We start from the raw sequence: 10982 nt of genomic DNA, 5'->3' as shown, positions 1-10982 counted from the left end.
GTGCGAAACCGGCGCCGAAAAGGATCAGAGCGAGAAGCAGAACGACCAGAAGGGGAATCATTGTTTTTACCTCCGCCCCACGTCTGCCCCACCCGGGAGCGCCCATTCCCAGGAACTGCCGTGTTTCGCGCGCACTTTCCCGGAAAGGATCCGCCATTCGCTCGGTCTCCCGGCAGATGTTGCCCCAGGGCACGCGGCGTCGGCGGCCGACGCGTCGGGACGGGGGAGCGATCCCGTCATCCGACGTGGCGGTCACGACGGCCCGGAAAATGCGTGTGCCACCGTCGTTGACCGAGCACCGGCCGACGTGGTGTCCGGCGGGGCCGCGCCGTGAGGCATCGGCGCGGCGAGCGGGGGTAGCGGTGCCGGCATGACCACTTTGGCGCAGTTCACCTCTGCTTCACCCGGGACCGTCGCCGCGGTGGCTGTTCCGGCCGCGCTCCTGATCGCCGTCCTGCTCATCATTCCCGTGGTCAGTGGGGTGCGTCGCAGGCGCCGTCCACCGCCGCGTCCTGCGCAGGGTCTGCCCACGCATGCCTCCCCGGACGTCGACGGCCGGGATCGGGAGCCTGCGGATGTGCCCCGGGACGGCCACCGACGCGGACCGCACGAGCTGCCCGGGCACGGGAATCTCGCTTCCCGACCGCCGGATCCCGAAGCCCACGACCACGACGGACGCTCCTGAGCAGTCCCGCCGATGCCGGCCCGCCCGGGTCCGGGCGGGCCGTCGTCCGGACCATGCCGTCGACGTCGCCGGAGGCACCGCGAACGACGCCGGCGCCATGACGGGGGCGAGTCGCGTACGCCCCGGCCGGTCCGGGAGATCCTTGGAGCGGTCTCCTTCGCGGGGCCGCGCGAATCGCCGAGGCGGGTCGGGTCCAGCAGCCGCACCCGACGGCAGGCTCCGCGCTCAACGGGCCTTTTCGGCGGGTTCGTCGGCCCGGACCGACGGGCGGCCGAGGATGCGGGCGAGCGCGCGGCGATCGGTGTTCAGGGCGGCTCGGGCGGCGTTCGCGCCGCAGGCTCCGTGGACGCCTCCGCCGGGGTGGGCAGAGGAGGACGCGAGGTAGAGCCGGCGGATCGGCGTGCGCGCGCCGCCGGTGCCGGGGACGGGGCGGAAGACCAACTGCTGGTGGAGCGCGGCGGACCCGCCGTTGAGGGCGCCCCCGTCCAGGCTCTCGTTCGCCGCTTCGAGAGCGGGAGGGGAAAGGATGCGGCGTGCCTTGATGCGGGCACGGAACCCCGGCGCGAACGTCTCGATCCGCCGTTCCAGACGGTCGGCGTATTCCTCCGTCTCCGAGGGATTCCAGCGTCCCGTGAGGCGCCCACCGAGATCTTCGGTGACGCGCCGGGGAACGTGCGTGTACGCCCACGCCGACTGCGTTCCGGCGGGCGAGCGGGTGGGGTCCGTGGTGGTCATCTGTCCCAGGAGCAGGAACGCGTGTGCGGGCAGTCGCCCGGAGCCGACCTGCATGGCGTAGTCGGAGAGTTCCGCGAGGTCGGCGGCCACGTGTACGGTGCCGGCCTCGGCCGCCTCCGGCGCCGTCCACGGGATCGGCCCGTTCAGTGCCCAGTCGACCTTGAACGTCCCCGGGTCCCAGGTGAATCGGCGCACGTCGTCGCGCAATCGGGTGGGCAGGTCGTCCCAGGAGACGAGGCCGCCGTACAGGGTCGGCGCGGGGACGTCGGCCAGCACCGCCCGGCGGGCGCGTACCGCGTCGCCGTCCGCGGTGCGCACGCCCAGCGCGGTTCCGGCGCGCACCACCACCGTCGTCACCCGCGTTCCGCACCGCACGATGCCGCCCTTGGCGGTCAGGCGCCGGACCAGGGCGTCGGCCAGCGCGCCGGCGCCGCCCACCGGCGCGGGCCAGCCGTGTTGCTGCCCGAGCATGGCCAGGAGCCACCCGAACGCCGCACTCGGGGCCGCCTCCGGCAACAGATCGGCGTGCAGGGCGCAACCCGCCAACACCATGGTGGCGCCGACGTCGGAGAACTCCTCCTCGCCCAACCGGCGCACCGGCAGGGCCATCATGCGCGCGAACCGCAACCCGTCCGCCACCCCCAGCCGTCCCGCGAGCGCCAGACCGGACCTGATCGGCGGGAACGGCGTGAGCAGCGCGTTCACCACGTGCGGGTCCAGACGCTCCCACAGCGCGGACAGTCGGCGCCACGCGTCGGCGTCGGAGGCGGCGAAGTCGGTCGCCAGCCCCATGGCGGTGGCGTCGACGCCACGCCGCAGCACGGCACACCGACCATCCGGCAAAGGGTGTGCCAAGACCGCCGGGGCGTGGCTCCAGCGCAGCCCGAATTCGTGCAGACCCAGAGCGCCGATCGCCGGCGAGGCTGCCGCGAGGGGGTGGAAGGAACTGAAGGTGTCGCTCACGAAGTCCGGATGCACCCCGCGGTCGCTGTGCACCGCGCCACCGGGCACCGTACGGGCCTCCAACACCTCGACCCGCCACCCCCGGTCCGCGAGGATGTTGGCGGCCACGAGACCGTTCGGCCCGGCCCCGATCACCACCGCGTCGGCATCGCGGGTCATCGCTGCTCTTCGCGTCTGCCGTCGACGACGAGAGGAGGAGGCCCGGACGCGGCGTCCGACGATTCCTCGACGACCCGGGCGAGGTTGCGCAACATCCGACGATTGCGCAGGTGCAGCAGCGCTTCGCCCGGCGGGCCGTGCAGACGCGCGGCCGGACCGCGCAGTGGATGCTCGTCCACCAGGACGAGTGTCTCGGTGTCCCACGGCAGCAGTTCGATGCCGATCCGAGCCGTTCCCAACGGCGAGGCCACCGCTTCCAACTCCAGCCGCTCGCCCGGCACGCACATCCGCACGACGCACTCGTCCGTGAACGTGAGGGGCCCGATGCCGACCGCGTACACCAGGCGTGCACCCGGTCGGGGCCAGCCGACGTCGGCCCGCTCGATGCGTCGGGTGCCCACGACCCACTCGGCGTACCTTCGGGCGTCCGCGAGCACGTCCCACACCTGTGCGGGCGTCGCGTTGATCAACTGCTGTCGTCGCGCCATGCGCGGCCACTACCCGGTCCGCATCCCCTTATCCCGACCGTCGACGCGAGCCCGCACCAACCCGGTCCGGCCGCGCAGAGAGCATGTCCCCAAGGCTCGCCCCCGAGCCCGTACAGCGGCGCGGAGGGCAGCGCTTCGACGTGGAGGTCGAGATCGAAGAGTCGGTCTTCGGCCCGCAGGGGACTGTTCGGGATGGCCTCGGCGATGGCGGTGGCCGCGGTGGATGTGAGAAGACTCGGGGCGGCGGTGACGTCGATGCCGGACGCGGAGACGGCGATGTCGTTGCTCGGGGTGGTGAGAGTGTCGATTCGGGCTCCGTCGTGCGTCATGACGGCGTGAGCCCGCGGGTCGCCCGGCGCGTAGGTGCCGTGCAGGTCGGTGAACTCCGCGCGCCGGGTTCCGTGTACCAGGGCGAACCCGCCTCGGCCGTCCAGAGTTGCGGCCGAGAGGTCGCTCTCGAAACCCCCGCCGTCGACCGTCCACCGCAGGCACAGGCGACCGTTTTCGGTGGTCGGGGCGACCGGGTCCACGGCTTGGAGTTCGACGGACCGCGACCCGCCGCCGAATCTCCGTCGTGCCCCCTGGGACCGGCCCACTCGTCGCCGTGGGCCGGCGGCGTGGACGGGCTCTCGCGCCTCCCTGCCGTCAACGGGGGAGTTCACGGGGTGCGCAGACCGTCGATCCGGTCCCCGCCGGGGGATCCCTGTCGAAGTGCTGGGAAGCGTGCGGCGGTTGGTGCAGGATGTAGGCGGAAGGGTCCTGCGCTCCGGCGAGACTTCGCGAAGGTGGTGCACGGTGGCGAGACTGAACGAGACCGGGAAGATCATCAGGATCGGTTTGAGGCAGCTCGGTACCAAGGCCGCCAAAAAGGTGCGCGGCGAATCGGCCGCAGCGCCATCGGTGAGCGAGACGGTCGGCACGGCTGTCGACTGCCTCGCGGTGAGGCCCGAGCAGCGCATGGCCGAGGCGCGAAGGCAGATCGCCACCACGCACAACCAGCGGCGGTTTCCCCCGAATTCCGCGGCAAGGCCGGGCAAGGGAGTGGATCCCGCGAAGCTGATGCCTCCGAGGGGCGAGCTGTCGGTGGCCGAGGCTGCGCGGGCCATGCGGGAGGATCTGCGTGCGGACACCGCCAGGTTCAGGGATACGGAGTTGCTCGGGAGGCCCGCCCCCGGGGCTGCGGCCGCGCGGCCGGTCGGCCCGGCCGGCCCCGTCAAGGACACGAACGCGGCGACCTCGGCCGGGATCTCGGCCGACGGCAAGTCACTGACGAAGACCATGGCCGCGGGCTTCACGCCCGTCGTGCGTGGCGGTGCGTCCGGCCGTTCGTCCGCCGCCGGGGAGGTCAACCACGACGGACCGGCGCCCGGACTCGGCATGAGCAGGGACAGTTCCGGTATGGAGCTGAAGCAGAGCCTCGATAGGTAGCGTCGGGTCCGGGGGTGGGTGTTCCCGCGGCGGCAATGATGCCCGGACGCAAGCGCGTTCGGGCCCGCTCGACCGCCTCCCCCGCGAGAGCCGGTGCAGCCCACCGCGCGCTCCACGGCGTCGACGGCAACGCCCCGGTCGTGGTGCCGATCCAGGGTCGTCCGCGCGGCGAAACGTGCATACGTACACGCGGGCCGATGGGTGACGGCCATACCGGCTCGGGCGCGTCCCGCCACGGACTGCCCGTTTGGAAGCGCCCCATCACCCCGTGAAGACAGTCCCGCAACCGCCCCGGGTACGGCCCGCGCTCCCCGATCGCAAGAAACGGCTCGATCAACTCCCACTCGCCATCGGCCAGTGAGGGATCCCGCGTTTTCCGGACGCCTTGTCGACTGTCCTTGTATGCCGCGAGTTCGAGCCGTCGTGGTCCCGCAGAGCTTCACGTGGTGTGCGGTATCCCAGCCACGAGTGGACTTGTCGGCTGTGATTCCGGTGGGTGGTGATGGCGGCTTGGTGGGTGAGGAAAGTGGATGCCCGACACGCCGACTTGACGGGGAACTGCACTGTGTCGCCCACTGGGTTGGGGTCTTTGTGCCCGGTGAACCAGGAGCAGGCCTTCGACTGCCGGGACCGGCTGTTCGACCTGGCCGTTGCCTCCGTCGTGCGTGGACCGCGCACCCGCATCGACGCGGTCGCCTTCACCGCCGACCTGACCACGCGCTGCCACGTCCACACCCCGGATCCGCTCCCCGACTACGTCCACGGTTCCGACGCACGGGTTGTGGGGTGCGCCTGGTCGCGCACCCCCACCCGACGGATGCGTCGGTGTCGACAACGGTGACCTCGACGAACTCCACGCCGTCCTGCGCGTCGTGGCCCGCTACGGCGGCACCGTGCGCCTGACCACGACCGACCCGGACCTGCCCGGGATGCCACCGATCGCGGAGTCGGTGTACGTGGTGCGCGTCGACCTGCGCGCCGAGCCCGTCGAGGATGACCGCGCCCGCGAGATCACAGCCCTCGACCTCCTCGTCGTAGGGACAACTGAACCCCGCCGGCCGGCCCACCCGTGATCGGTGTCGTTGCGGCGTCACGGTCCCGGAGGTGATGAGGAATCGGTCGTGGCGACGGCAGCACCGGGATTCGGGCAGGTACGACGAGGTACGGCTCGGGAAATGCATCTACATCAGGCTCGCCCGGTATCGGCGACCCGGTCCCACGTCACCCTTCGCCGCTCGCACGAGCGTCGGGGTTCAGAATGCGGAGTCAAACATGCCGAAGACGGTCAGCGTCGCCAGTTTCGCGGAACATCCGGGGGCATGCCCCGAGACAAGGCGCCAGACGAACGCAATCAATTCCACGAGCACAATCAACCCCACGAACCCGCCGGCCGGTATCGGGCCGAACACGAACGCAATGAACGCCGCCACGATCATCGCGATGACAATGCCATAGATCGAATCCCGGATTACATGAGCCCAATTTATCCGCGCCAATTTCAACCCCTTCTTGGCGGCGTATTCGAGGCTGATGTGCTCCATCGTCGAGCATTTTTCCTTGTCCACGAGCCCCGCCCCTCACGCGCATCGACTGCGGTTGTGGCCACGCCACCCAGCGGGAGAAGCCGCAGATTCATGCCAGATCCGACATTCACCTGTCAGTGCGATTGAGCATCTGACACGCGTTTTGGGAACCTACACTTGCAGATGTAGGTTTTCAACATCCGTGGCAAAAACCAGGGTTTCGACCAGTGGCTTCTTCACTGTCCCACCGCGATGGGACACCGCCTCAGTCTCGGATTCGTGGCACATCCTCAGCCGATTCGTACATCCGACGAGCGCCTTGGTACTTCAGCCGTAGATCGTGATTTTGCTGCTGGGGCCGGTGCGAAAGCGACGAAAGTCGCTGGTAGTCACACCATCGATCCCCACTGACGGCCCGGCCATCCGCCGACTGTCGGAGCGCGCTGCCAGACTCCTCGGCGTGGGTATCTTCTACGATTACTTCAGCGCGTCCGACGATCAGGCAGCGGCGTCAGCCTTTGCGGAGGGACCCGAGGACGCCGGTTTCGACACGGTCTGCGTCAAGACGATCGACCCCGCCGTCCTGCTTGGTCAGGCGGTGGCGCTGCTGGTTCGTGAACCCGTCTCACGGGTTGTCGGGCATCCCCGGTTCTGTCATCTGGTGACGAGCCCGGAGGCAGAGAGCGTCTGGATCGTTACTCTGCCGGACGAGGTGCGCGACGCCTTGGCGGAGGCACCCCGCGAACGACTGGCCGAGATCTGCATACCGTGGTCGCAAGCGGAGGAGTTCCACGGGTTTGCCGACCCCGGCCATCTCTCAGACTTCCTCAACGAGCTTGCGGCACTGGCCGGACGGGCTCGGTCACACGGCTACGGACTCTACTGCCACATGGTGCTCTGACCGCGCTGTTCCACCGTCGGCCGACACTGGTGGTGCCCCATGGTCATCCCTCGACGGGCGGGTGAGGCCGCAGCCACCGTTGATCATCGTCGATGTTCGACCAGCCGATGGGTGGGCCCGACGGCGCGGTTCGCGCGGGTCGAACCGCGCCGTCGGGCAACGGCGTTGGTATCGGGCCTGCCGGCGGACCTGCCGAGGAAGAATCGCCGGCCCCTGGCCGAGCACGCGGGTGATGCCACCGAGACGGCATGCAGCATCCGGTGCACCGCGCGAAGTGGGACGCTGATGTGGTCCGCGACGACGTACGCACCTACGTGGTCGAGCACCGGCACGACGACGATGCCGTGCTGGTGGTCGACGAGCCCGGTGACCTGAAGAACAGCATCGCGACCGTGGGCGTGCGGCGCCGGCACACCCGCCGGTCGGGTGGCGGGAGATGAGGTCCATGGCGCCGTCGACCTGCGCGCCCCGACCACGGGGATCCGCCGCCGGCCGTAACGTCCGACGGTCCTCTCGATGCCCGTGCACCGGACGTGGCATCGACCCAGGCGGCTCTTCCTTCCACAAGGGCTGCACCCTTCGCCTCCCCGGGTGCGGATCACTCCTACCCGACGGAGGCGTGCCGGGCAGCTATGGGGATCGCCCGTCAGTCGACCTCGCTCATCCGGGAGACCTCGGCTGCCGACGCCCGCGACACCGTAGGGTGTCCTGCTCGACGCCCCAGCACGCGCTCGACGACCACGGCGGAGAGGCAGACAAGGGCCGCGAGCACGGAGAAGACGGGGAAGATCACGGTGTCGCCCCAGAGGGTCGCGCCGATACCCACGAGGAGCGTGGGCGTGATGAGCGCGCCGTACGCGATCAGGTAGAACATCGACATGACGGCTCCTCGCCGCTCGGTGGGGATGTGGGCGGTCAGGTGGCGCAGGGAGCCGCCGAAGGCGAGTCCGTAGGCGCCGCCCTGGAGTGCGACGGTGACGATGATGACGGTCGCGTTGCCGGTCGCGAAGCCGCCCACACCGGCCGGCATGAGCACGGCGAGCGCCGTGTCACCGACGAGCGCGACCGTGCGGGCCGGGTAGCGGGCACCGGCTACCTGGGCGAACGCGGCGGAGACAGTCACTGCCGCGATGACGACGCCGCCGAAGAACGGCCCGGTGACGTGCGCGGCGTGGGCGGCGATCGATGGCTCCAGCGAGAAGCAGACCCCGAGCACGGCCCAGGCGGCACCGGCACCGATCACGGCGAACACGAAGCGCCCGCGGATCTCCCTGGGCACCTGCGGACGCGGGATCCCGAGGGGCACGGCACCGGCCGAGGGGTGCGGTTCACACATCGCCAGAAGGAGGACGAGCAGGACGAGGGCGATGAGCGCGTCGGCGAGATAGGGCAGGAGCAGGGGGTGGAAGTCGGCCTGGGCGAGGCCTGCGGCGCCGAGCGCGGCAACAGCGATGCCGACGTTGAACGCGATGGCGGTGAGTGTCCCGCTCCGCGCCGCCCGCTCCGGGCTCACGTCCAGCAGGGCGGCTCCACCGACCACGACAACCGCGCCGATCCCCAGGCCGTTGAGCATCCGCGCCACGACGAGATAGCCGGGTCCCGCGGCGAAGATGAAGACGGCCAGCCCGGCAAGCAGCAGCAGGACGGCGACGATGAGTACGGGCCGACGACCGTATCGGTCGGACAGGGCCCCGGAGACGAGGATCGCGACGACGGCCACGGCCCCGTACGCGGCGAAGATGACGGTGGTCAGAAAGGGCGGGTAGTCCCACTTCTCGGCGTACAGGGAGTAGAGCGGCGAGGGGATGGCGGAGGTCGCCTGCCCCAGCATGAGCAGGGCGAGGAGGGCCGCGTAGCTCCATGACTGGGGACGGCGGCCCGGGGAGAGTGCCTTCACGAGGACTCCAGCAAGTATGATGTGGATCGTACTTCGAGGAGGCTAGGGAGAAGTACGACGCACGTCAAACTTGTGGAGTTGTCTGATGCCGTCCTGGGAGACCCCGCCCGACCAGTTGCCGCCCGTCGCCCCCGTCCTGAAACTGCTGCGTGCGCTCGCGGACCCCGTACGCCTGGAAATGGTCCGGCGCCTGGCGACACATCCCGCTGCCGAAGCCCCCTGCTCGGACCTCTACGAGGGCCTGAGCAAATCCACCGCGACCCACCACTTCAAGATTCTGGTCGAGGCAGGCGTCCTGCACCCGGTCATGGTCGGCCCTTCCCGCGGGCACCGCCTCCGCCGCACCACTCTCCAACAAGCGGCTCCGGGCCTGCTGGACGCATTGATGGCGGCCATGGCGCGAGAGAGCTGACGGTCTCGGGAACTGGCGCGGCAGTATGGCAGGGTCGATTGTGACCGAGCATGCGAGTGAGCCGTGGCAGCCGCGACTTCACCAGCTACGCGGAGATCCGCCACCGGCCGCTGCATCGGACGGGCCTTTCAACGCCCGTGCACGAAATGCGGCATCGACCCAGGCAGTTCTTCCCTCCAGGGGAGCTGGGTGCGGCTCTTCTCGGAACCACCGAGCTGGGAAGACGCCGATCCGTGGCGGCGGGGCGGCGGCTTGCTTCTACCGTGTCGAGGCGGAGGCGAGGCGCTGTGGTGTCCTTGCCGGAGGAGCTCGAGGCGCGGGAGTCTGCGGCCCGGCTGCCGCGGCCTGGCGCACCTGGATGGTCGACTCGCCGGCGGCCATTCCGGTGGGCGGGTCGAACGCGTCGAACCGGCGGCGGGCGAAGTCGGCTTCGAGCGGGTCGAGTCGGTCGAGGTCGTCGTCCACATCGACGCCCCCAACCTGAAACAAGTCCCCGACGACACGGCTTTGTCGATCCTGCGCCCGGTCAACAGCCTGACCGAGTCGGCCGCCGTTACGTACGGCCCCGAGGGCATTCGGGTCAACGCCACTGCCCCCGGCACCACGCTCACCGAGATGGTGCGCGAGTGGGAGGACAACCCCCTGCGTCATCGAGCGCCTGAACGCCCGGACATCGCTGGGCCGCGCCGCCGATCCCGAGGAGATCACCCAGGCCGCCGCCTGGCTCCTCGGCGACCGTGCCTCCTACATCACCGGCACGGTCCTCCGCGTCGACGGCGGCATGAGCGCTTGACGCCCGGGGTCGGGGAGGGGGAGGGGCAGGGACGACGGGTCGGACTTGCCTGGGTCGGCCGCGCCGTCGTTGCGCAACATAAGGTTGCGGATCGCCGGTACGTCGATTAAGGTCATGCGCAACCGATGGTTGCTTATTGGAGGTCCGCAGTGGAGTTGGGACAGTTGGAGCGCGAGATTCGCATCGACGCGGCACCGGAGGTCGTGTTCGATGTGGTGAGTCGTCCGGAGCACATCAGGATGTGGTGGTCCGACGACGCCTCGTTCGAGCCGGTGCCGGGCGCGGTCGGCGAACTGGTGTGGGGCGATCGCGCCGCGGTTGAAGCGATCACCGTGATCGATGTGGATCCTCCGCACAGGTTCACGTTCCGCTGGGTCGCCCCTGCCGGTCAGCTGCCCGATGCGGGCAACTCCCTCCTGGTGACATTCGAGCTGGAGCCCTCCGGTGACGGCACGATTCTGCGCCTGACCGAGAGCGGCTGGCGGGAGCGGGGCTGGGAGGCCGCTGTGCTCGAGGACGCCTTCCACGACCACGAGCGCGGCTGGGACCTGTTCCTGCCCAGGCTGCAGGGCTACGCCCCCTCCGTGGTGGCGCGATGACCGTCACCGTCGACGACCAACTCTGGTCGGCGATCGGCGACCCGATCAGGCGCCGCCTGCTCGACCTGCTGCTCACGGAGGGGGTCGGCACACCGACCGGCCTGAGTGATCGTCTCCCGATCTCGCGCCAAGCGGTCACCAAGCACCTGGGCGTGCTCGATCGCGCAGGCCTGGTACACGCGACACCGATGGGCCGCGAGCGGCGCTACGAGGTCGACGAGGCACAACTCGGCCGCGCCGTCCGGCAACTGAACGAAGTCGGCAAGACGTGGGATGCGCGACTGAACCGCATCAAGCGCATCGCAGAAGAGATCGAGCGTCGGAGACGCGACTGACCGGCAGGCCGGCTGAACGACAGGCCGAAGGACCGAAGGACCGAAGGACTGAAGAACCGAGGGA

General features: G+C 69.9%; 15 protein-coding genes and 1 pseudogene. 10 read left to right on the top strand and 6 right to left on the bottom strand.

What is annotated here, in order from left to right; translation table 11 throughout:
- Window positions 1–370 precede the first annotated feature (370 nt).
- Window positions 371–685 (top strand): DUF6479 family protein, encoded by a 315-nt coding sequence (locus ACH4XV_RS47500; protein ID WP_395800709.1) that lies wholly within the window; start codon window positions 371–373, stop codon window positions 683–685.
- 225 nt (window positions 686–910) lie between these two features.
- Here the strand turns inward: ACH4XV_RS47500 and ACH4XV_RS47495 are convergent, their stop codons facing one another.
- From ACH4XV_RS47495 to ACH4XV_RS47485, 3 genes are read right to left on the bottom strand one after another with little or no spacing between them, the layout of a single operon-like run.
- Window positions 911–2542 carry a phytoene desaturase family protein gene (locus ACH4XV_RS47495; RefSeq protein ID WP_395800707.1) on the bottom strand — a complete coding sequence of 544 codons (1632 nt, stop codon included), beginning with the start codon at window positions 2540–2542 and terminating at the stop codon, window positions 911–913.
- Window positions 2539–3030, bottom strand: coding sequence for an SRPBCC family protein (locus ACH4XV_RS47490; protein WP_395800705.1), 492 nt, complete (start codon window positions 3028–3030; stop codon window positions 2539–2541). The genes ACH4XV_RS47495 and ACH4XV_RS47490 overlap by 4 nt, the downstream gene beginning before the upstream one ends.
- Window positions 3009–3560: a hypothetical protein gene (locus tag ACH4XV_RS47485; protein WP_395800703.1), complete on the bottom strand. Its 552-nt coding sequence runs from the start codon at window positions 3558–3560 to the stop codon at window positions 3009–3011. Before ACH4XV_RS47485 ends, ACH4XV_RS47490 begins: the two co-directional genes overlap by 22 nt.
- Before the next feature lie 265 nt (window positions 3561–3825).
- Between ACH4XV_RS47485 and ACH4XV_RS47480 the strand changes: the two genes are divergently transcribed.
- From ACH4XV_RS47480 to ACH4XV_RS47470, 3 genes are all read left to right on the top strand, one after another.
- A complete protein-coding gene (locus ACH4XV_RS47480; RefSeq protein ID WP_395800701.1) occupies window positions 3826–4458 on the top strand; it encodes a hypothetical protein in 633 nt (210 codons plus the stop codon).
- Window positions 4459–5056: 598 nt separating this feature from the next.
- Window positions 5057–5299: a hypothetical protein gene (locus ACH4XV_RS47475; protein ID WP_395800699.1), complete on the top strand. Its 243-nt coding sequence runs from the start codon at window positions 5057–5059 to the stop codon at window positions 5297–5299.
- A gap of 31 nt (window positions 5300–5330) precedes the next feature.
- A complete protein-coding gene (locus tag ACH4XV_RS47470) occupies window positions 5331–5531 on the top strand; it encodes a hypothetical protein (protein ID WP_395800697.1) in 201 nt (66 codons plus the stop codon).
- 180 nt (window positions 5532–5711) lie between these two features.
- On the opposite strand, the gene ACH4XV_RS47465 is transcribed toward ACH4XV_RS47470, so the two are convergent.
- The gene (locus ACH4XV_RS47465; RefSeq protein ID WP_395800695.1) at window positions 5712–6023 is read right to left on the bottom strand and encodes a hypothetical protein; all 312 of its coding nucleotides are present in this window, start codon (window positions 6021–6023) and stop codon (window positions 5712–5714) included.
- Between the two features lie 298 nt (window positions 6024–6321).
- Here ACH4XV_RS47465 and ACH4XV_RS47460 point away from each other — a divergent pair, with 298 nt between their 5' ends.
- A complete protein-coding gene (locus tag ACH4XV_RS47460) occupies window positions 6322–6882 on the top strand; it encodes a hypothetical protein (RefSeq protein ID WP_395800693.1) in 561 nt (186 codons plus the stop codon).
- A 248-nt stretch (window positions 6883–7130) separates the two neighbouring features.
- Window positions 7131–7322, top strand: coding sequence for a hypothetical protein (locus ACH4XV_RS47455; RefSeq protein ID WP_395800691.1), 192 nt, complete (start codon window positions 7131–7133; stop codon window positions 7320–7322).
- A 206-nt stretch (window positions 7323–7528) separates the two neighbouring features.
- Here the strand turns inward: ACH4XV_RS47455 and ACH4XV_RS47450 are convergent, their stop codons facing one another.
- Window positions 7529–8779 carry an MFS transporter gene (locus tag ACH4XV_RS47450; RefSeq protein ID WP_395800689.1) on the bottom strand — a complete coding sequence of 417 codons (1251 nt, stop codon included), beginning with the start codon at window positions 8777–8779 and terminating at the stop codon, window positions 7529–7531.
- A gap of 85 nt (window positions 8780–8864) precedes the next feature.
- Here ACH4XV_RS47450 and ACH4XV_RS47445 point away from each other — a divergent pair, with 85 nt between their 5' ends.
- Window positions 8865–9191: an ArsR/SmtB family transcription factor gene (locus ACH4XV_RS47445; protein ID WP_395800687.1), complete on the top strand. Its 327-nt coding sequence runs from the start codon at window positions 8865–8867 to the stop codon at window positions 9189–9191.
- A gap of 258 nt (window positions 9192–9449) precedes the next feature.
- On the opposite strand, the gene ACH4XV_RS47440 is transcribed toward ACH4XV_RS47445, so the two are convergent.
- Window positions 9450–9680, bottom strand: coding sequence for a hypothetical protein (locus ACH4XV_RS47440; RefSeq protein ID WP_395800685.1), 231 nt, complete (start codon window positions 9678–9680; stop codon window positions 9450–9452).
- A gap of 30 nt (window positions 9681–9710) precedes the next feature.
- On the opposite strand from ACH4XV_RS47440, the pseudogene ACH4XV_RS47435 reads away from it, so the two are divergent.
- The 3 genes and pseudogenes from ACH4XV_RS47435 to ACH4XV_RS47425 form a co-directional block, all read left to right on the top strand.
- A pseudogene (locus tag ACH4XV_RS47435) lies at window positions 9711–9984 on the top strand (SDR family NAD(P)-dependent oxidoreductase); the annotation flags it as partial.
- A 149-nt stretch (window positions 9985–10133) separates the two neighbouring features.
- Entirely contained in the window at window positions 10134–10583 is a 450-nt protein-coding gene (locus ACH4XV_RS47430) for an SRPBCC domain-containing protein (protein ID WP_395800683.1), read from the top strand.
- A complete protein-coding gene (locus ACH4XV_RS47425; RefSeq protein WP_395800682.1) occupies window positions 10580–10918 on the top strand; it encodes an ArsR/SmtB family transcription factor in 339 nt (112 codons plus the stop codon). The genes ACH4XV_RS47430 and ACH4XV_RS47425 overlap by 4 nt, the downstream gene beginning before the upstream one ends.
- Window positions 10919–10982 lie beyond the last annotated feature (64 nt).

It is taken from the genome of Embleya sp. NPDC020630 (genome assembly GCF_044334985.1).
In the GTDB taxonomy this organism is placed as follows: domain Bacteria; phylum Actinomycetota; class Actinomycetes; order Streptomycetales; family Streptomycetaceae; genus Embleya.
Note: the sequence above shows the minus strand (reverse complement) of the source record. Positions and strands in the feature narration are given on the sequence as shown.

Excerpts from the sequence above, each read along its gene's own strand:
- ACH4XV_RS47500 (WP_395800709.1), top strand. The coding sequence starts at position 371 with ATGACCACTTTGGCGCAGTTCACCTCTGCTTCACCCGGGACCGTCGCC.
- ACH4XV_RS47495 (WP_395800707.1), bottom strand. The coding sequence starts at position 2,542 with ATGACCCGCGATGCCGACGCGGTGGTGATCGGGGCCGGGCCGAACGGT.
- ACH4XV_RS47490 (WP_395800705.1), bottom strand. The coding sequence starts at position 3,030 with ATGGCGCGACGACAGCAGTTGATCAACGCGACGCCCGCACAGGTGTGG.
- ACH4XV_RS47455 (WP_395800691.1), top strand. The coding sequence starts at position 7,131 with ATGCAGCATCCGGTGCACCGCGCGAAGTGGGACGCTGATGTGGTCCGC.
- ACH4XV_RS47445 (WP_395800687.1), top strand. The coding sequence starts at position 8,865 with ATGCCGTCCTGGGAGACCCCGCCCGACCAGTTGCCGCCCGTCGCCCCC.
- ACH4XV_RS47425 (WP_395800682.1), top strand. The coding sequence starts at position 10,580 with ATGACCGTCACCGTCGACGACCAACTCTGGTCGGCGATCGGCGACCCG.